Source organism: Aquitalea sp. FJL05 (assembly GCF_003852595.1).
In the GTDB taxonomy this organism is placed as follows: domain Bacteria; phylum Pseudomonadota; class Gammaproteobacteria; order Burkholderiales; family Chromobacteriaceae; genus Aquitalea; species Aquitalea aquatilis.
This window is the reverse complement of the sequence record NZ_QAJS01000015.1, coordinates 195,366-215,450: the sequence shown is the minus strand read 5'-3', so window position 1 is coordinate 215,450 and position 20,085 is coordinate 195,366. Positions and strand designations below refer to the sequence as shown.

Here is a 20,085-nt window from a genome sequence, read left to right as displayed (position 1 = left end):
CGGCTCAGGACAGCAGGCTGCCCAGCACTTGCACCAGCCGTGCGCACTCGGCATCGGTGCCGATGCTGATGCGCAGGTACTGCTTGATACGCGGCGCAGTGAAATGGCGCACGATCACTGCCTGCTGGCGCAAGCCGGCAGCCAGCATGGCGGCATCGTGTTGCGGGTGACGGGCAAACACGAAGTTGGCCGCCGATGGCAACACCTCGAAGCCCAGCGCCTGCAATTGTGCAGTCAACTGTTCGCGCGTACGCATGACGGCCTGGCAGGTTTGGCGGAAGTAGTCGTCATCCTCGAAGGACGCCACCGCCCCGGCCAGCGCCAGCCGGTCCAGCGGATAGGCATTGAAGCTGTTCTTCACCCGCTCCAGCCCCTCGATCAGTTCGGCGTGGCCAATGGCGTAACCCACACGCAGGCCGGCCAGCGAGCGAGACTTGGACAGGGTATGCACCACCAGCAGATTGGGATAGTCATTGACCAGCGCGATGGCGCTGCTGCCACCGAAATCGACATAGGCCTCGTCGATCACCACGACTTGATCCAGATGATCGTCCAGCAGCTGGCGAATGGCCGACAGCGGCAGCAGGCGGCCGGTGGGCGCATTCGGATTGGCCAGAATCACCCCGCCGCAGGGCTGGCGGTAATCCTCCACGCGGATGGACAGGCCGTCGTCCAGCGGCACCTGACGGGCTTCAATACCAAACAGTCCGCAATACACCGGGTAAAAACCATAGCTGATGTCCGGCATCAGCAAGGGCTGTTCATGCTTGAGCAGGGCCTGGAACACGATGCCCAACACCTCGTCCGAGCTGTTGCCGACAAATACCTGCTGCTTGCTCACGCCATGGTAGCCGGCAATGGCGTCTTTCAGCTTGTCGCCGCTTGGGTCCGGGTACAGCCGCAGGCTGTCGTCGGTGGCGGCACGAATGGCTTCCAGCACCCGTGGCGAAGGCCCATAGGGGTTTTCATTGGTATTGAGCTTGATCAGCGTATCCAGCTTGGGCTGTTCGCCCGGCACATAGGGCGTGAGCTGATGGACCACCGGACTCCAGAAACGACTCATGATTCAACCTTTCCCGGCCACGCCCAGCGCAGCCTGTAGTTCATTGAGAGCGGCTAACAAAATAGCATCGCGTCCCTGATGCAAGGCGCGCCGACGCAGACAGTACAAGGGTACGGCCAGGAGGCGCAACACAGCAGCAGGGTTTTGTCAGCTGCTCTTAACGTCCTGCGCTGCGCGCCGACAGCAGCACACCACCCAAAATGGTGGCAATCCCCAGCAGGTGATAGCCATGGATGGCTTCACCCAGCAGCAACATGGACAGCAAGGCACCAAAGGCCGGCATCAGGTGGATGAAACTGCCGGCCCGTGCCGCCCCCACCCGCGCCACACCCAGATTGTAAAAATAATAAGCCAGCACAGAGGGCAGCGTGCCGACGTAGGCAAAGCTGGCCAGTGTCGACAGATTCGGCACTGCACGGCGGCCATGCAGCCACTCCAGCCAGAACATGGGCAGGATGACCAGCAGGCCGATGGCCACCAGCAGGGTCAGCAGTCCCAGCCGGTCCAGCCCCGCCGGCAGGCCGCGCAGCAGCAGGGTGTACAGCGCCCAGGCCAGCATGGCGGCAAACACCAGTGCGTCACCCTGATTGATATCCAGCGCAAGCAGTCGCGCCGGCTCGCCATGCGCCACCAGCAGCAAGACGCCGGCAAAGGACAGCAGCACGGCCAGCAACTGGCCACGATTAAGCGGCATGCGGAAGAACAAAGCCCCCAGCAGCACGATCAGGATGGGAATGAAAGAATTGAGCAGCACCCCGTTGGTGGCACTGGTGGACTGCAAACCCAGATACACCAGCGAATTGAAGGCGGCAATGCCCAGCAGGGCCAGCAAGATGATGCGCCGCCAATGCGGCTGCCACAGGGCGCGCTGGGCCAGCAAGGGCTTCAGCCCCAGCGGCAGCAAAATGAGCAAGGCAATCAGCCAGCGGCCAAACGACAGGGTCAAGGGTGGGATGCTGGCATGGACGGCACGGCCCAGCACGAAATTGCCAGCCCAGAACAGGGCGGCAAAGGTGAGCAGGCAATAAGCGACAGTGTTGGAAGAACGCGGTGAAGTCATGGCTTGAACCATGCCATGCCGGGCGGAAAGCTGGCAACTTTTTTGCGATGCAGCATGCGCTGCCCGGATAGCTGCTACGGGATAAAGCATATGCCAAGCCAGTGATTGGGCTGATTTGCACTGTACGACCAGCCGACGGTTGCTTCTGCCACGCGACATGCGCTGTCAGGCAACAAGCCACCTGAGCACGCGGCCAGTCCCCGTGGCGTGCGCCGCTGGAGCCGGGTTGGGCAAGGTCTTAAGCCGCTGCCTGTTTGAGCCATTCGACGCTAGCGAATGGCGAGTTCAGCGGCGCCTTGCCCGGCCTGGAAACTGCGGGAATTCGCACAGCCCCGGGGTCGCCTAGGGGTGCAGGGGAGCTAGCGAGGCAGCTCCCCTGCCTGTTGGCGGGCAGCCCCGCCATGAAAACAGTTCCGCGCAGCGGCACAACAGGCCCTGCCTTGCTTTAGATGACCGAGAGAGCAGCAGCACATAAAAAAAAACCGGAGCCATAGCCCCGGTCAACGACATCCCCCACGAGATGTATTCCCCATCAACAAACTGCAAGGAGCCGCAGCGGCCGCCGCCAGGGCGTGCCGGACAGCATCCAGTCAGAAGCGGTCAGCATAAGCGGGCTGGTGATGATCTGTCGATGTATTTGTGAAATATTTCCAACACAATTGATCAAACATTATTGTATACAATCATACAAACAATAGCTTACCGGAAAGACCATGTCATTGACGGTATTGTTTGATCAAATAATACAATTACTTGCAGAGCAGCCCGGAGAATGGCAGCGAGCCCGATCCAAGAAAATCCGCCGCCAATGAGCACGCGGCAAAGCAGATGCCAGCGTGCAAAATGTTAAACAAATGCCACAGTCAGCTGGCCAGTGCCGTCAGCCGCGCCAGCGCATCGGCCGCTTGAAAACGCCCTTTGCCATCCTGCGCCACCCGGGCCAACGCATGCTGCGGATCATGGGTGAAGAACAGCCGGCCTTGCCGGGAGAGCAAGTCATCCAGCAAGCCACGCTTTTCATCGATCAGCTGTTCCGGGAAACGGTCGTAACCCATGGTGATGGGCACATGCACCCAGGACGCGCCGGGGATGAGGTCGGCGGCATACACCACCGGGCCTTGGCCGAGCGGAATCTCCGTCAGCAGCATGCCGGGGGTATGGCCGTCGCTCAGATGAAAACGGTAATCCGCCGGCAGGCAGTCTGGCGTTTCGCCGTCGGTGAGGATCAGCCGGCCACTGTTTTCCAACAGGGTGATCAGTTCGGGAATGAAGGAAGCGCGGTCGCGGGCATGCGGCTCCTTGGCACGCTGCCAGGCGCTGCGGCTGACCACGAATTGCGCCTTGGGAAACAGCAGCCGCGCCGGGCCGCCATCCCAGGCGGCCAACAGGCCGCCGACATGATCAAAATGCAGATGAGACAGGATGACCACATCGATATCGGCATCGCTGCAACCGGCCGCAGCCAGATTGTCCAGCAACACATGGCCATCTTCCACCACGCCGTAGCGGGTTTTCAGCTCCGGGGCAAAAAAGGCACCGATGCCGGCTTCCAGCAGAATGCGCCGGCCGTCTTCCTCGCGCACCAGCAGACAACGACAGGCCAACGGCACCCGGTGTTGTTCGTCCGGTGCCAGCCACTGGCTCCACATGGCGCGCGGCGCGTTGCCGAACATGGCACCACCATCCAGTTTCTGGGAATTGCCAAGCAGGGAAGTCAGGGTACGCATGGTTGCTCCGCTCAAGATGCAGTGCCGATGATTATCAAGCAAGCGCTCGGTTCTGTCATCCGCTTTGCATACATGTCTATTTTCAGCCCGTCAGCCCCTCGTCGCCATGGCCGATGAACAGCGCCTCCTGCTCCACCTTCAGCTGACGCTCCAGCATGGCGGCGCACAGATCGGCCAGCATGGGCGGCAGCGGCAGGCGGGCCAGCCGGGCCAGTGCCTGCTGGTCTTCCTCTTTCAGTGGCTGGCCGCCATGCGCCAGCGTCAGCTCGTCGGCCTGCATGCGCCAGGGCTGCCAGGCGCAGCCGGCCTGCCCGGCCAGCTCGCCCACCTGCAGGGCGATGGCCACCCCGGCCGGGTCCAGGTCGCAGGCTACCTGCACCGGCAGGCGTAATACTGCCAGCAGATGGCCGACTGCCTGCAGCCAGCGCCGGTGCGGATAGCCCGGCACCCACAGGGTAAGCACCGGTTCGGCCTGTCGCGTCAGCACCTCGAACACGCTGAGGTTTTCCACGATGCGCACCATCTGCACCGGGCCGCGTACCGCATCTACTTGTTGCAGGGCTTCCGGTGCCAGCGCCAGCCCGCTTTGCAACAGCCCGGCCGACAGCAGCAGCTGCCCGCCGGCGTAAAGCTCCAGTGGGCCGGACAAAAACACATGCGGGGTATGGCGCGAGATGCCACAGGCTTCCAGCGCAATGCCGAACTCGGCCAGCCAGCGCCGGTCAGCTTCGCCAAAAGCCTTGCTGCGCCCCAGCGCATATTGCGAGAACTGGCGCTCGGTGCCCCACAGCCCGGCCGTCAGCCAGTTATCCAGCGCCTGGGCGATTTTCAGCCGCCGCTCCAGCGTGGAGGATTGCAGCCGCTGGGCCAGGCTGTCGGCCAGGCCTTGCAGGATGGCGTTTTGCGGCTGCCAGCCACGCCATAGTTGCACCACCTCGTCGCGCGCATCGGCATCCGGCAGGCCGATCAGGCTGCGCAGCTGGTAGACCTCGCGCCAGGTCACCCAAAACGGCTCCCACTGGCCAAGCCGGCCTGGTTCGGCATGCAGCTCCACCTCGCACCAGCCGCATTCCAGCAAGCGGCGCAGCAGGTCTTCCGCCTGGGCCGGATCGCAGCCCTGCCCCAGCAAGCTGGTCCAGCGCTGACGCATGACACGCAGGGACAGCCAGCGCTGCAGCAGGGCCTGATCGGCCTGCGGCAACAGCAGCGGTGTGGGGGCGAGCGTGGGTTGCAGCAGCAGATGGTGGCCGCGTGCGCCAATGGGCAGGCGTTCGACCAGTTCCGGGGAAATACGGGCAAGCCAGCTGGACATGGGGTTCTGCCAGTGAAGGGTGAGAAGAGTAGACCGCCGGCAGCAAACAAGTTTCCTGCCGGCGTGACGACATCAGGCCTGAGCGTCGGGCGCGGCCGCGTCCACGCGGCGGCGGGTTTGCAGGATGGGCGGTGCCCACTGCTCGCCCGGCCGCTTCTTGCGCGTGGCCAGCGTCAGTTCCGATGGCGCAAAGATATTGATGTTGTGGGTGTTGGGCGTGGTGATCAGATACTGTGCTTCGGTCGCCTTGAGGAAGCCCGCCACCCGGTCGATGTTGAAGATGTCCAGGTGGGCGAAAGGCTCGTCGATGAACACGAAGCCGGACGGGTTGGCCTCGTCCATCATCAGGCCGATCAGCAAAATCAGCGATTTCATCACCTGCTGGCCGCCGGAGGCTTCACCATCGTTCATGCCCATCAGGCCCTTCTGGTCGAAGTTGAAGCGCAGCGTCAGCCCGGCCTGGGCCAGCGCGGCATCGTCATTTTCCAGCGTAGGCAGCTCGACATCCACGCCGATGCCGGCCAGTTCGCCCAGACGCTTGATATTGGCGCCATAAGCCCGCACCGTGGCGCGCAGCTTGCCCATATAGGCAGCGCGGGCGTCGTCGGTGAGTTCGCGCGAGCGGTCCACCTCGCTCTGGCGGCGCTGCCGTTCGCGGTCGATCTGCGCCAGGTCGTCGGCCAGCTTGTCGCGCAGCGCCAGCACGGATTCGTCGGTTTCCCACTCGCCGCCTTGCAGGCGCTCTTGCAGATAATTCAGCTGATGGCGCGCATCGGCAGCGCTTTCGTATTCCTCTTCCAGTGCGGCCACATGCGCGGCTGCCAGCGCATCGGCGGGCAGGCGCTCAGCCCATTCGCGCAATTCGGCCAGCAGGCGGCGCAACTGGCGGCGGTGGTTTTCCACCTCCTGGCACTTGCCGTCGTAGCGCGACAGGCTTTCCTGCTCGCGCTGGCAGATGCGGTCGTGCTCCAGCCGGGCATCGCCATAGCGTTGGTCAGCCGCATCCTTGGTGCTGCTGGCTTCGGCCAGCTGTGCGCCCAGTTCCTGCTGTTGCTGTTGCAGGCTGGCCAGACGGGTGGCCAGTGCGGCGAATTCTTCGGCACGGCTATCCAGCTGGCGGATGGCATCCATGCCGCCCAGATACTCGGCCAGGCCGGCCGCTTCGCGAGTGCTGGCCACCAGCCGTTCTTCATCGGCCAGAATGCGTACATTGAGCTGCTTCAGTTCGTCGCGCAATGCCAGCAGGCGCGACTGGCGCGCACCTTCGCCAAAGGCGAATTCATGCGCCGCCACGCCAATATGCCGCGCACCACGCCGTTCGCGGAAATAGCCGTCACGGGTGATCCAGTCTCCGTCCACACCGGCACCAGCCTGGGCGTTTTCCACCCGGCTGACCTTGTTCAGTTGCTGGTACAGCCAGTCCGGTGCATTGGCGGAAAAACGGATCACTTCCAGCAGGCTGCCCTTGCGCGCCGCCGGCGGGCTGCTGCGCTCCGGCACCACAAAATGGCGGAAGCGCAGTTTTTCACCCAAGCGCCAGGCCTCGCCCTTTTGCTGTGGATTTTCCAGCAGCACCACATGGCGGTAGGGGCGCAACATGGCTTCCACTGCGCCCTGCCAGCCAGCGTCCATCACCTCGATGATGTCGGACAACATGGCGTGGCCGATATTGGCTTCGTCCAGCGCGCCCTTGAACTGGCGCACTTCTTCCGGTGAACGACCCCGGCCGATTTCCAGCGCCTCGACATGATTTTTCAGGTCGATACGCTGGCGGTTCAAATCGCGCAGGCCGTCCTTCAGTTGCTCGGACTCACTGCGCAGGCCGGACAGCTTGTCGGACAGCGCGGCGGCATCGGCACCGTATTCGCGGCTGGCCAGCGCCTGCAGGCGGTCGCGCTCTTTCAGCTGACCGCTAACACCGGCGTGCTCGGACTTGGCCGCCATGAACTGCTCCTGCACCTGCACCCGGGCGTTTTCTGCGGCAGCGCGGGCCTCCGCAGCGGCCATCTCTGCCGCCTTGAGCTTGGCCACCAATTGCAGGGTGTCGTGGTGCTCGCGCCGGCTGCGGCTGAGCTGGCCATAGGCGGCGCGGTAGTTTTGCCAGGTTTGGCCCAGCGCGCTCTTGCCATCCAGATAGCCCAGCACCGGCAGGGCTTCGTCTTGCAGACGGCTGATGGTCTGCTGCAGCTGCCGCCACTCCAGAAAACGCCCGGCGCGGGTTTTCATGGTTTCCACGCGCACTTCCAGCGCCTCTTCCTGCCGGGTCAGCGCTTCCAGTTCCAGCTCGGTGGCGCGCTGTTCGTCGCGGGCACGCTGGTAGTTGTCCAGCACATCCTTGTCGCCAAACACCTGGAACACCAGGTCCAGCAGCTGGCGCGGGCTGTATTCGGTGAGCTTGTCGGTATCGCCCTGCTCCAGCGCCAGCACCTCGCCCACCGCCGGGGTAAGGCCGGCCACTTCCAGCCGGCGGCGGTATTCCTGCACCCCCAGCCACTGCGCCTGGGCTTCGGCCAGTTCCAGCGGCACATCGCCATCCAGAATGGCGTAATGGCGCACCCAGTCGCCGCCCTGTTTCTTGATGCGGCACAGCAGAGTGACCGCATCGCTGACGATGGGGAAAAACGGCGTGGGATAGAGGCCACCGGAGGGGCGACGCGGGTTATCCACCACGCCGCGCAGATAGGCAAAAGGCTCGCGGTTGTTGCGCACATAACGCTTGTAATCGCGCTTGCCCGAGCACTTGATGGCCAGCAGGGTGCGCATGGCGTCCAGTAGCGTGGTCTTGCCCGAACCATTGGGGCCGATGATGGTGACAATCTGCGCGTCCAGCGGCACCGACAAACGTTGCCAGAAGTCCCAGTGCACCATTTCTACCGATTTCATCTGGAACATCAGCGGTCTTCCTCTTGCACGGAGGCAGATGTGTCATCTGCCTCATCTTCAGGGCTGGCAAACAGGCTGGTGCCATCGTCGGTCACCGCCGGCTGTGCCACCGCCAGGGCAATGGCGCTGGCGGTCTTGTCGGCCAGGGCGCCGGCGGCCTGCTCGCGGCGCTGGGTCAGCACCTCGGACAAGGCACCTTCGATGATGCGCGGTGCCAGCTGGCTGTAATCGATCATCAGATCCAGCATCGGGCCTTCATCCAGCCATTTGTTGCGACGGACCACAAATCCCAGGTTCACCAGCCGGCCCAGATTGGCATTGAAGCGGGTACGCCCGCCCAGTGCCTTGCCAAAATCAGCATACAGCGCGTCTTCCGACACGCCGGTGGACACACCCTCACCGGTTTCCAGCGGCTTTTGTGCGCCAAACATGTCGCTCTGGTTCTCGCGCCCGGCTTCGACACGGGCAATCTGCCTCTCGCGCTTGGGCAGGATGATCAGCGCCCACAGGATCACCAGCAGCGCCACGCCATCGCGCGGCAGGCCCAGATTATTGTTGAGCCAGGCTTCGCCGCTGCCGAATACCGGCTCGGTCATTTCCGGTAACAGGGCGACGGCGATGTATTCGGCGTAAGGATTTTCCACCAGTCGCAGGCCGACATCGGCCAGCCGCTTGTCCAGCTCCTGGCGGAAAATGTCATCCAGCAGTGCCTTGCGCGCCAGCGCATCGCTGCGCGGTACCACGCGCTGGGCCAGCAGGCGGGCGGTGAGGGTTTTCAGTTGCTGTTCCATCGCTCAGTTCGGGATATGGGGAAGCAGCCGCGCATCAGACAGCGTGGCTACTTCCGGGTGTTCGGGTTCGATCACGGCTTCGCCGCCGTGCAGGGTGAACGGCAGCTTGGCCAGCGCGGCCACGATGCTGGCATCGCCATGGCTTTCCGGATCGCCAATCAGCGATAGCAGCGACAGGCGATAGGCCGTTTCGTTGTAGCTGTCGGCCAGCACCGCCTGCTGGATCGGGATGTGGTCACCACCGGACTCGCCCAGTTGCAGGCCCAGTGTCAGCAGCTCGTCGTACATGGCTTCGGCGGCAAACAGGCGCTCGACTTCCAGTTCGCCGGATAGCGGCGCGGCCACGCTGCCGGGCAAGGTGGTATTGCCGGCCTTGGCCCGTTCGCGCGCCAGCAGCTCGAATTCCGCCATGTCGGCCAGCTCCGGCGTGGCGATAAACGCTGGTTCCGGGTTCATGGACAGGCAGCCGCTCAACTGGTCCGCCAATTGCCCTACGGCCTGATGGCGCAACCAGTCGGCGATATCGGTGGAGGTAAGGCCGGAGCTGCCCAGATGCACGCGCTGGGCCGCCAGTTGCGCCAGACGACGCTCGAAGGTGCCGGCCAGCGCCAGCATGCGGCTTTGCGCCAGTGCGATGGCCTGGGCCTGATTCAGCGCAGACAGGCTGAGCGTGTCGTCGGCAGTCAGGCTGCGGATGACTTCTGTCGATTTGGCCACCCAGCGCCATACGGCTTCCAGCCGGTGCTGGGCGGCGCGGATGCGGAATTCGGATTGCGATTCCAGTGCTTCTTCAAACTCGCCGTACAACTCGTTCAGCCGCGCCAGCAGGTGCCTGAGGGCATCGTCGGACAGCTGCCCCACGGCCTGCCCGGCAGCTACCTGGCTGGTGAGATAGCCCAGTTCGACATCGTCACCGGCAAAGTCGATCAGCGTCGCCAGCGCCGCCAGCGCCACGCGTGCGCCTTCGGACAACTGGTACTGGCCGCCGTCGCTGTCATACACCAGCAACTCGCCCTCGCGCAGCCGGCCCAGAATGGTGGCCAGCTTGGTGTCGTTGAGATAGGCAAAGCGCTGGGCGATTTCCTGCGGTGTCCAGCGCGGGGCATCGGCGCGGCCACCCAGTTCGCGCAGCACCAACAGGCGCATCAGCACCTCCTCGTCACCGCCGCGAAACAGGGTGACGAAGACAGACAGATAGGGCCAGGCCTGTTGCAGGCGATTGACGCCGGACAGCGAATCCGGCGCGATGCCCGGCTGGAAGAAGTCGGCGAGCGATTCCAATGACATTCCGGCATGAGAAAGCAAAAGCGGATTGTCCAAGGCCGGACGGGGGTAAGTCAACGCATCTAGCATTCTAAGTGTGCAGCCATGCCTAGCACGGCGATAACAGCCGGCTCAGACCGGAGCATCCCGTCTAGACGGCCACGACTCTTGCTCGGCGTATCTGCCCACAGCCTGTATCAATGATTGAAACACGACGACCTCAAGCAGGCCAAACCCGCCGAATCAGCGGACCTGTAAGCCGAAATCTATCGTCTCAAGGTAGAACTGAAACGGGTGACCGAGGAGCACGATATCCTAAATGAGACCGCCGCATACTTTGCCAAGTAGTTCGGGTAAGGTATGCCTTCATCTGGCCCCACGCGCGGCGGTGTCCCATTCGACGCCCATGCACTGGTGCATTCCGACCAGAGGAATCACTTCAGCAGTGACGACTAATAGAACTTTCTAAAGTCCCATCGCCTTGTTGCCAGTATGAATCGGCCCGGGAGCTGCCACGGCAATGCCGTGGCAGGGAGTTTCTTCCTATTGCGGAAGCAGGAGCGTATCAAGCGAAAACCTATCACGAGTGGGAGGAAGCTCGGTGTGACATCTTCGATTACATCGAGGTGTTCTACAACCTGAATCGTAGGCAAGGTTTCACAAATGGGCTATCGCCGGTAGATTTTTAAAATAAACATTTCCAACACCACAAGAGTGTCTAGAGACGTCCGGGTTACTCAAAAAATAAATAACGTTGCGACCCACTCAACAATCGAAACCATAACCAAACATCACCCATGCACAATACACATAAAAACTTACTGATCAAATTAAGAATAACTTGCTATCTAATGTTTATCGTAGCCACAGCATCTGGACTGCTAGGAATTATAGGAAAAGGGCTATCAGCATCTGGAGGAGCCGGTGACGGACATATATCAAGCCAGCTACTAACAATAAAAGATTTTTTATTTATCCCCTCCGCAATAATGGCAATCTATTTTCTACTTTCCCCATGGATACATGGAAGGCAGGAGGAAAATTACTTTAAAGCATTAATGCCGTGTCTCTTTGAGATTTGTATTTTATTTATTATTTTTTTGAATTTCTCATAAGAATGTAAGGTACAAAAAAAAGCAGCCAATCTATTGATCGGCCGCTTTGGTATGCCTCAGTAACAGACTGCCTTACTGCAGACTGCCGGAAAGGAAGGCCTTGAGGCGTTCGCTCTTGGTATTGCCGAACACTTCGTCCGGGTAGCCTTCTTCTTCCACCAACCCCTTGAACATGACGTGGTTGGACACATTGCGGGCAAATTCACCACAATCATAGTGCGGCCTTCTTAAGTCAGGGTCTGTACCACCATGAGCACTTCACTCACCCGCCCCCGGTCAGCAGAATCCGATGTGCCACCAGAAGTCAGCAGCCCGGCCCATCCACTGCTCAAACCGGCCGACCACGTGTCGCGGTGCCGTGATTCATCGCCAATTGGCAACTGCTGCCACAGAGGAAAACGTTGCTAGCAAACCGAAATAACTAATCTTCCAATATACAATTCAATTCAACCTACAACTAATCAAACTGGAATTTTATCGATGCAGAAAGCACATAAAACCTTATCAACAAGATTAAGAGTTACTTGCTACATGACATTCCTCTGCGCAATTGCATCTGGATTCTTTGGAATAATGCTAGCAGGAGCATCAGCCTCTGGAAGCGGAGGTGGTCAAAATATAATTGATAAACTATTTTCAATAAAAGATGTTTTATTTATTTTTTCGGCAATCATGGCAGCCTACTTGATTATCTTATCATGGCTAGAAAGCCGGCAGAATTTAAATTACGCCAAATCATTACTATCTAGCCTGTTTGATATTTTCATTTTGTTTGTTGTATTTTTAAATTTTTCATAATTGGGTAGAGCATAAAAAAGCGGCCCCCGAACGGGAAGCCGCTTGTGATCTGGCAGGGAAGTGCCTTACTTCAGGCTGCCGGAGAGGAAGGCCTTGAGGCGTTCGCTCTTGGTATTGCCGAACACTTCGTCCGGGTGGCCTTCTTCTTCCACCAGCCCCTTGTGCAGGAACATGACGTGGTTGGACACATTGCGGGCAAAGCCCATTTCATGCGTCACCACAATCATGGTGCGGCCTTCTTCGGCCAGGGTCTGCATCACCTTGAGCACTTCACCCACCAGTTCCGGGTCCAGTGCCGAGGTGGGCTCGTCAAACAGCATCACCTCCGGCTCCATCGCCAATGCGCGGGCAATCGCCACGCGCTGCTGCTGACCACCGGACATGTGCGCCGGATACTTGGCCTGGGCCTGGGCATCCAGCCCTACCTTGCGCAGATACTTTTCGGCGCGGGCAATGGCTTCGTCGCGACTCAGGCCCAGCACGTGGATGGGGGCTTCGATGACGTTTTCCAGCACCGTCATGTGACCCCACAGATTGAAGTGCTGGAACACCATGGCCAGCTTGGAGCGCATGGTTTGCAGCTGCTTCTGGTCGGACGGAATCAGTTCGCCCTGCTTGTTTTTCTGCAGGCTGATGTCAACGCCACTCAGGCTGATGCTGCCGGCGTTGGGCTTTTCCAGAAAGTTGATGCAGCGCAGGAAGGTACTTTTGCCGGAACCGGAAGAACCGATGATGCTGATTACATCGCCGGCCTTGGCCTTGAGCGAGATGCCCTTGAGCACTTCATGGCTGCCATAGCTTTTGTGCAGGTCTTTGACGACTAACTTTTCCATCTTTGCTTATCCTTGCGTGTTGCTCAGGCCTTCATCGGGCGCAGGTGCGCCAGCCACTTGCTTTCCGCCTTGCGGAACAGGGCCACCAGAATGAAGGTGATGCACAGGTAAATCAGCGCCGCCAGACCGAAGGCATTGAATGAGTCATAGGTAGCGGCATTCACGTCGCGCGCCACTTTCAGGATGTCCGGCACGGTGGCGGTAAAGGCCACGGTGGTGGCATGCAGCATCAGGATCACTTCGTTGCTGTAGGCCGGCAGGGCACGGCGCAGTGCGGAAGGAATGATCACGCGGCGGTACAGGGTGAACTTGTTCATGCCATAGGCGCGGCCAGCCTCGATCTCGCCATAAGGCGTCGCCTTGATGGCGCCAGCGAAGATTTCGGTGGTATAGGCGCAGGTATTCAGGCCAAAGGCCAGAATGGTGCAGTTATACCCTTCGCGGAAAAAGTGATTGAGGATGTCCACATCGCGCACCATATCCAGGCTGTACATGCCGGTGTAGAAAAACAGCAGCTGGATGTACAGCGGGGTGCCGCGAAACACATAGGAGAACAGCCATACCGGGCGCGACAGCCATTTGGAGCGGGACACGCGGGCGATGGCCAGCGGAATGGAAGCGCAGAAACCGAAAGCAATGGAGACCACCAGCAGCCACATGGTGACCGCCAGGCCGGACAGATGGTAGCCATCGGTCCACAGGAAGGCTTTCCAGTATTGTTGGATGATGTCGATCACAGTTCAGCCTCCCGCACGCCGGTGGAATAGCGACGTTCCAGCCACATCAGTACCAGGCTGGAAACCGACGTCAGAATCAGATAAATGGCACCCGCCACCACGGTGAAAAAGAACACCTTGTAGGAGCTCTTGCCGGCATCGATCGACGCCTTCACCACATCGGACAGGCCGATGATGGAGACCAGGGCGGTGGCCTTGAGCATAACCTGCCAGTTATTCGAGATACCGGGCAGGGCAAAGCGCATCACCTGTGGAAACTGGATGCGGGAAAAGGTTTGCCAGCCGCTCATGCCATAGGCAATGCCAGCTTCGATCTGGCCTTTGGGCACGGACAGGAAGGCACCACGGAAGGTCTCGGTGAAATAGGCCCCGTAGATGAAGCCCAGGGTGAACACGCCGGACACGAATGGATTGAGGTTGATCTGCTCCAGGCCCTGCCATTCGGTCAGATGGTTCATGCCGATCTGCAGGCTGTAGAAAATCAGCAGCATCAGTACCAGATCCGGTACGCCGCGAATCAATGTGGTGTAGAGCGTGGCAATGCCCTTGAGCAACGGGTTGCTCGACAACTTGGCGCCAGCGCCTCCCAGACCAATGATGAAAGACACCAGGAGCGACATTACCGCCAGCTCCAGCGTGACCCATGCACCGTCCAGGATGATAGGCCCGAATCCATCCAGAAACATGGCCGTTTCCCCTGTATGTTTATGCCCTTGCACACGCAGATCGCAGGCAGCCCTAAGCCATGCCGCAGGCCGCCACAGGCAAGCAGTGGCAGCACAGATAGCTGCAGATCAGTGGTGTGCAAGACAACATGGATACGGACGTAACAGTGGGTGTTACGCATCTCCTCCGTACCCGTTATGAAAACGCGCCCCGGTCAGACTCCGCCGGGGCGCTGTGCTTCAGTCTGTGTTACGGCTTATTTGCCGTATACGTCAAACTTGAAGTATTTCTTTTCGATTTTCTTGTAAGTGCCGTCTTTCAGCATGCCGGCAATCGCCTTGTCGATGGCAGCCTTCAGATCGGTATCTTCCTTGCGCAGGCCGATGCCGGCACCGGTACCCAGGGTTTTCGGGTCGTTCAGGTCACCACCGGCGAAAGCAAAGCCCTTGCCTTCCGGCTTTTTCAGGAAGCCTTCATCAGCCTGGATGGCATCTTGCAGCGAGGCGTCCAGACGGCCGCTAGCCAAGTCGGCCAGCACCAGAGTCTGGTTCTGGTAAGGAACCACTTCTACACCGCCCGGTGCCCAGTGCGCCTTGGCATAGGCTTCCTGAATGGTGCCTTGCTCAACACCTACACGCTTGCCCTTCAGCGAAGCAGCAGTCGGTTGCAGGCCGGAACCAGCCTTGGCCACCATGCGGGTCGGGGTATTGAACAGTTTGGCCGAGAAGTTGATTTCTTTCAGGCGCGCTTCGTTGATGGACATGGAAGACAGCACGCCATCAAATTTCTTGGCCTTCAAGGCAGGGATCATGCCGTCAAAGTCATTTTCCACCCAGACACACTTGGCCTTCATGCGTGCACAGATTTCGGTGCCCAGATCGATGTCAAAGCCGACCAGCTGACCACTTGGTGCCTTGGACTCGAACGGAGCGTAGCTGGCATCAACACCGAAACGAACTTCCTTCCAGTCCTTGGCGAATGCGCCAAAAGAAGTGGCCATCAGTGCCAGAGAAACGGCGGTAATCACTTTTCTCATCAGACTTCTCCTTACTGCTTTGTTTTATTTGTTCACAACATGCCGGGCAGCCCCTGCCACCGCGACATACCGATACGCCGCATCAACATGCCCTGCCTTTTGGGCAGATCAGCTGATTGCCTGCATGGTTATATGAATAGCGCAAATTGTCCAGAAACTCGATTCCGGATACAGGATAAATAACGCATCCACCCTGACCGGAGACGACAGCAGGCAAAGTAAACGCCCAGAAATGGAAAATCAAGTCGCATTCGATTGTATTTTTGAGTACAAAATACAACAAGCGCAAGTAAAAACACTTAGCTCACGCCAGCAGCCACGCTCAGCACCCGTCATTCGCCCTCAAACTGCCGCGCCGCAGACGCAAAAAAGCCGGCTCCCACCAGGGAAACCGGCTTTTCAAACCGCCGCCAGCTGCTTACTTGTCTTCGCCGGCAGCCTTAGCCGCGGCAGCAGCGGCCTTGGCGGCCTCGATCTCTTCCTGTCGGGCACGGGCAGCTGCCTTGCGTGCCAGGCGGGCCTCTTCGGCCAGACGCTCGGCTTCTTCGGCCGCAGCGCGGGCGCGGGCACGCATGATGCGCAGATAGTTGTCGATGGCGCGCACCAGTTCGCGGGTGCCCTCGTGGGTCAGCGCAGAAATGGCGAACACACGCGGCGTGTCCACATCGAAACCCAGGCTGTCGTCCGGCTGGGTCTTGGGCCAGCCATAGGCCTCCAGGAAGGCCGACACGGTGAGGTTGCGCTCTTCTACCGGCAGCATGTCCAGCTTGTTCAGCACCAGCCAACGCGGCTTGCCATGCAATTCGTCATCATACTTTTCCAGCTCGGCCACAATGGCACGGGCTTCACGCACCGGATCAACCTCCGGGTCGAACGGTGCCACGTCCACGATATGCAACAGCAGGCCGGTACGCTGCAGATGCTTGAGGAAACGATGGCCCAGGCCAGCGCCTTCCGCCGCGCCTTCGATCAGGCCGGGAATGTCGGCAATCACGAAGCTGCTGGTATCGTCCATGCGCACCACACCCAGATTGGGGTGCAGGGTGGTAAACGGATAATCCGCCACCTTGGGGCGTGCCGCCGATACCGAGCGGATAAAGGTGGACTTGCCGGCATTCGGCATGCCCAGCAGGCCCACATCGGCCAGCACCTTCAGTTCCAGCTTCAGCGTACGCTGTTCGCCCTCTTCACCCGGCGTGCTCTGACGCGGCGCGCGGTTGGTCGATGATTTGAAATGGATATTACCCAGGCCACCTTTGCCGCCACGGGCAATCATCACCCGCTGGCCGTGGTGAGTCAGGTCGGCCACCACCTCGCCGGTATCGTGGTCGGCAATCACCGTGCCCACCGGCATGTGCAGTTCGATATCGTCACCGCCCTTGCCGTAACAGTCGGCACCGCGGCCACGTTCGCCATCCTGCGCCAGGTATTTTTTGACGAAACGGTATTCCACCAGGGTGTTGACGTTTTCATCCGCCACCGCATACACGCTGCCACCCTTGCCGCCATCGCCACCGTCCGGGCCACCAAAGGGCACGTACTTTTCGCGACGGAAACTGGCGGCACCATTGCCGCCCTTGCCCGCCATCACTTCAATACGGGCTTCGTCGATAAATTTCATAGATCCTCCTTGAGGAGTCAGGCGTCAAGGTTGCGATGCTGCATCCAGCCCTCACGCCTTGCCCCTCGCCAGGCCTGCTGCGTGACAGCAAGCCAGATAAAAAAAAGCCCTATCTCACAGGATAGGGCTTTCTTGTCTGCAGAAAGCGATTATTCGCCGTCTACACCGGTGTACGGAACAACGGTAACGATCTTGCGTTGCAGAGCACCCTTGATGGTGAACTGAACGTAGCCGTCAACCTTGGCGAACAGGGTGTGATCCTTGCCCAGACCAACGTTTTCACCTGCGTGGAAACGGGTACCACGCTGACGTACGATAATGGAACCTGCCGGAATCAGTTCGCCACCGTAAGCCTTAACGCCCAAGCGTTTGGCTTCGGAGTCACGACCGTTGCGGGAGCTACCGCCTGCTTTTTTGTGTGCCATGACTGTTTATCCTTACTTCGAAATCGCGTCGATGCGGATTTCGGTGAAGTTCTGACGATGACCCTGATGTTTCTGGTAGTGCTTACGACGACGCATCTTGAAGATGCGGATCTTGTCGCCACGACCGTGGGAAACGACAGTAGCCGTAACGGTGGCACCAGCTACCAGCGGGGCGCCTACAACAACCTGTTCACCGTCAGCGACCATCAGCACTTCTTCGAGTACGATTTGGCTGTCGACGTCTGCAGGTATCTGTTCTACTTTGAGTTTTTCACCGATGGCAACTTTGTACTGCTTGCCGCCGGTTTTTATGACCGCATACATTCGCTTAGCTCCTAAAGAGGGATCTTCACCGCATCACGCGAGAAGAACGCGAAACTATACGCAGTCGATTCAAAGTTGTCAATAATTTCATCAGTTTAGCCGCACAGCCAGACTGGGCATGGCTGTCTGCAAGGCTTTTCTGGTAACATTCCGCGCTTCTGGCTTCGCTAAAACCAACAACTGGCTAAAACCGTGTCCACCCCGCTATTCCGTACCCTGATCGCTGAAGACATGCAGACCGTAGATGGCGTCATCCGCGCGCGCCTGCATTCCGATGTAGTGCTTATCCGCCAGGTGGCGGAATACATCATCTCTGCGGGTGGCAAGCGCCTGCGCCCGGTACTCACCCTATTGTCCGGCAAGGCGCTGGGCTACGAAGGCGCGCATCTGTACGAACTGGCCGCCATGATCGAGTTCATCCACACCGCCACCCTGCTGCACGACGACGTGGTGGACGAATCCGACATGCGCCGTGGCCGCGAAACCGCCAATGCCCTGTTCGGCAATGCCGCCAGCGTGCTGGTGGGTGACTTCCTGTACACCCGCGCCTTCCAGATGATGGTCACCACCAATAATATGCAGATCCTGCAGGTGATGGCCGAAGCCACCAACATCATCGCCGAAGGCGAAGTATTGCAGCTGTTGAATATCGGCAATACCGCACTGTCCGAGCAGGACTACCTGCAGGTCATCCAGTACAAGACCGCCAAGCTGTTCGAGGCTTCTGCCCGCGTCGGTGCGCTGATTGCCGATGGCAACGAGGCGCAGGTCAAGGCACTGGCTGATTACGGCATGTACCTGGGCACAGCTTTCCAGATCATCGACGACGTACTGGACTACAGCGGCGACGCGGAGACCATCGGCAAGAGCCTGGGCGACGACCTGGCCGAAGGCAAGGCCACCCTGCCGCTGATCTACACCATGCGCCAGGGCGATGCCGCCGCTGCCGACGTGGTACGCCAGGCGCTGGAAAACGCCAGCCGCGACCGTTTCCACGATGTGCTCCGTGCGGTACAATCCTGCGGCGCGCTGGACTACGCCAAGGGCGAGGCCATCAAGGCCGCAGAACAGGCCGTGCAAGCCATTGCCGAGCTGCCGGACACCCCGGTGAAACAGGCACTGGTCGAACTGGCCCGCCTGTCGGTCGAGCGCAACGCCTGAACCCCTTTCTGTCTCCATAGTTAAATGGATATAACTTTCCCCTCCTAAGGGAAGATTGCAGGTTCGATTCCTGCTGGGGACACCAGATACGGCTCCATGCCACCCGGTAAAAACCGCCTGTCAGCAGGCGGTTTTTACATTCATGCTCGCCATCTTTCCCGCCAATCATCTGCTCTTCCCCTCGCCAGCACACCAATGCCACACCAGCAGACCTGAGCGCATATTTGTTAAGTTATTTGTAAAGAATGACAGCGCTGCCTGCTTAGCTGGTATACCTGCAAGTCTCCCCCCGCAGGAATCTGCCATGCGCTTTGCCATTACCCTGACCGACCGTTTCAAGGTGCTGCTCGATATCGCCTTGCAAGCCGGCTGGCGGCCATTGAAGATTTTCACCTCACCGCTGGATGGCAAAATCCATGACAACCGCCAGGTGATCGAGCAGGCTGCGCGGCTGGGCATTCCGCTGCAACTCTCCCCCATCACCGACGCCGATCTGGCCACGCTGGCCGCGCAAGGTTGTGACACCTTGTTGCTGGGTAGCTACGACTGGCGGGTGCCGGACTGGAGGCCCCATCTGGCGCATGCGGTGAATTTCCACCCTTCCCCGCTGCCGGAGGGCCGTGGGCCGTATCCACTGGTGCGGGCGATTCTGGAAGAAAGGCCGGAGTGGGGTGTGAGCTGCCATGTGGTGGAGCAGCAATTTGACAGCGGAGCAGTGCTCGACCAGCAACTGTTTGCCATGGCGGCGGATGAAACGCTGAGCACGCTGGAGTGGAAATGCCAGCTGGCACTGGAGCAGCTGGCGCGGCGGGTTATTCCAGAATTCGCCACGCAATGGCAACAGGCGCAGCCACAGGCCGCGGGCAGCTACTGGCCGCGCTGGAGCGAGGCCGAGCGCACGCTGGATTTGTGCGGTCCGCTGGCCAGCATCCAGCGCCAGCTGCGCGCCTTTGGCGACATCAACTGTCTGGCCGAAGCCAACGGGGTGGGTTTCGTGGTGCACCGCGCGCAGGGCTGGCTGGAGCCTCACGCCTTCAAGCCCGGCACGCTGGTACGCAGCGTGGACCTGTCCATGCTGTTTGCCGTGGCTGATGGCTTTCTGGTGATCAGCGAGTGGAGCGTGCAGGCGCCAGGGGTGGTGAGCGGCCGGCGACCGTTCTGAGCGCCCTCCCCAAAAAACAGCCCGCAACGGGCGAATGCCGTTCACTTAAGGATTTTGGGGCTGATTTTCTGACTTGAAGAGTGTCTGAAACCACAAAAAAAGCACCGT

At 59.9% G+C, this 20,085-nt stretch carries 17 protein-coding genes, 1 tRNA gene and 1 pseudogene; 5 read left to right on the top strand and 14 right to left on the bottom strand.

Features of this window, described 5'->3' with window-relative positions; all coding sequences use genetic code 11:
* Positions 1-4: 4 nt before the first annotated feature.
* From hisC to DBR44_RS13780, 7 genes are all read right to left on the bottom strand, one after another.
* Entirely contained in the window at positions 5-1,063 is a 1,059-nt protein-coding gene (hisC, locus tag DBR44_RS13810; protein ID WP_124644608.1) for a histidinol-phosphate transaminase, read from the bottom strand.
* A gap of 157 nt (positions 1,064-1,220) precedes the next feature.
* Positions 1,221-2,123 (bottom strand): DMT family transporter, encoded by a 903-nt coding sequence (locus DBR44_RS13805; RefSeq protein ID WP_124644607.1) that lies wholly within the window; start codon positions 2,121-2,123, stop codon positions 1,221-1,223.
* A gap of 863 nt (positions 2,124-2,986) precedes the next feature.
* Positions 2,987-3,850, bottom strand: coding sequence for an MBL fold metallo-hydrolase (locus DBR44_RS13800; RefSeq protein ID WP_124644606.1), 864 nt, complete (start codon positions 3,848-3,850; stop codon positions 2,987-2,989).
* 82 nt (positions 3,851-3,932) lie between these two features.
* Positions 3,933-5,162 (bottom strand): DUF2399 domain-containing protein, encoded by a 1,230-nt coding sequence (locus DBR44_RS13795; RefSeq protein WP_124644605.1) that lies wholly within the window; start codon positions 5,160-5,162, stop codon positions 3,933-3,935.
* Positions 5,163-5,234: 72 nt separating this feature from the next.
* Positions 5,235-8,054 carry an ATP-binding protein gene (locus DBR44_RS13790; RefSeq protein WP_124644604.1) on the bottom strand — a complete coding sequence of 940 codons (2,820 nt, stop codon included), beginning with the start codon at positions 8,052-8,054 and terminating at the stop codon, positions 5,235-5,237.
* Positions 8,054-8,836 carry a hypothetical protein gene (locus DBR44_RS13785; RefSeq protein ID WP_233578560.1) on the bottom strand — a complete coding sequence of 261 codons (783 nt, stop codon included), beginning with the start codon at positions 8,834-8,836 and terminating at the stop codon, positions 8,054-8,056. The genes DBR44_RS13790 and DBR44_RS13785 overlap by 1 nt, the downstream gene beginning before the upstream one ends.
* 3 nt (positions 8,837-8,839) lie before the next feature.
* Positions 8,840-10,123, bottom strand: coding sequence for a hypothetical protein (locus tag DBR44_RS13780; RefSeq protein ID WP_124644603.1), 1,284 nt, complete (start codon positions 10,121-10,123; stop codon positions 8,840-8,842).
* A 435-nt stretch (positions 10,124-10,558) separates the two neighbouring features.
* On the opposite strand from DBR44_RS13780, the pseudogene DBR44_RS20100 reads away from it, so the two are divergent.
* A pseudogene (locus tag DBR44_RS20100) lies at positions 10,559-10,788 on the top strand (IS3 family transposase); the annotation flags it as partial.
* 906 nt (positions 10,789-11,694) lie between these two features.
* Entirely contained in the window at positions 11,695-12,012 is a 318-nt protein-coding gene (locus DBR44_RS13765; protein ID WP_124644602.1) for a hypothetical protein, read from the top strand.
* A gap of 65 nt (positions 12,013-12,077) precedes the next feature.
* Here DBR44_RS13765 and DBR44_RS13760 read toward each other — a convergent pair whose 3' ends face one another.
* The 7 genes from DBR44_RS13760 to rplU form a co-directional block, all read right to left on the bottom strand.
* Complete coding sequence (locus DBR44_RS13760) at positions 12,078-12,845, bottom strand: ABC transporter ATP-binding protein (RefSeq protein ID WP_103523493.1); 768 nt, start codon at positions 12,843-12,845, stop codon at positions 12,078-12,080.
* A 23-nt stretch (positions 12,846-12,868) separates the two neighbouring features.
* A complete protein-coding gene (locus DBR44_RS13755) occupies positions 12,869-13,582 on the bottom strand; it encodes an ABC transporter permease (RefSeq protein ID WP_124644601.1) in 714 nt (237 codons plus the stop codon).
* Positions 13,579-14,268 carry an ABC transporter permease gene (locus DBR44_RS13750; RefSeq protein ID WP_124644600.1) on the bottom strand — a complete coding sequence of 230 codons (690 nt, stop codon included), beginning with the start codon at positions 14,266-14,268 and terminating at the stop codon, positions 13,579-13,581. The genes DBR44_RS13755 and DBR44_RS13750 overlap by 4 nt, the downstream gene beginning before the upstream one ends.
* 236 nt (positions 14,269-14,504) lie before the next feature.
* Positions 14,505-15,284, bottom strand: a complete 780-nt coding sequence (locus tag DBR44_RS13745; RefSeq protein ID WP_124644599.1) for an ABC transporter substrate-binding protein — start codon at positions 15,282-15,284, stop codon at positions 14,505-14,507.
* A gap of 418 nt (positions 15,285-15,702) precedes the next feature.
* The gene (obgE, locus tag DBR44_RS13740) at positions 15,703-16,905 is read right to left on the bottom strand and encodes a GTPase ObgE (protein WP_124644598.1); all 1,203 of its coding nucleotides are present in this window, start codon (positions 16,903-16,905) and stop codon (positions 15,703-15,705) included.
* Between the two features lie 149 nt (positions 16,906-17,054).
* The gene (rpmA, locus tag DBR44_RS13735; protein ID WP_103523498.1) at positions 17,055-17,330 is read right to left on the bottom strand and encodes a 50S ribosomal protein L27; all 276 of its coding nucleotides are present in this window, start codon (positions 17,328-17,330) and stop codon (positions 17,055-17,057) included.
* A gap of 12 nt (positions 17,331-17,342) precedes the next feature.
* Positions 17,343-17,654, bottom strand: coding sequence for a 50S ribosomal protein L21 (gene rplU / locus DBR44_RS13730; RefSeq protein WP_059284477.1), 312 nt, complete (start codon positions 17,652-17,654; stop codon positions 17,343-17,345).
* Positions 17,655-17,846: 192 nt separating this feature from the next.
* Between rplU and ispB the strand changes: the two genes are divergently transcribed.
* From ispB to DBR44_RS13715, 3 genes are all read left to right on the top strand, one after another.
* Positions 17,847-18,815, top strand: a complete 969-nt coding sequence (ispB, locus tag DBR44_RS13725) for an octaprenyl diphosphate synthase (protein WP_124644597.1) — start codon at positions 17,847-17,849, stop codon at positions 18,813-18,815.
* A gap of 10 nt (positions 18,816-18,825) precedes the next feature.
* Positions 18,826-18,900 (top strand) — tRNA-Arg (locus DBR44_RS13720).
* A gap of 219 nt (positions 18,901-19,119) precedes the next feature.
* On the top strand, positions 19,120-19,977 hold the full coding sequence (locus tag DBR44_RS13715; RefSeq protein WP_158613621.1) for a formyltransferase family protein: 858 nt from the start codon (positions 19,120-19,122) through the stop codon (positions 19,975-19,977).
* Positions 19,978-20,085: the final 108 nt, after the last annotated feature.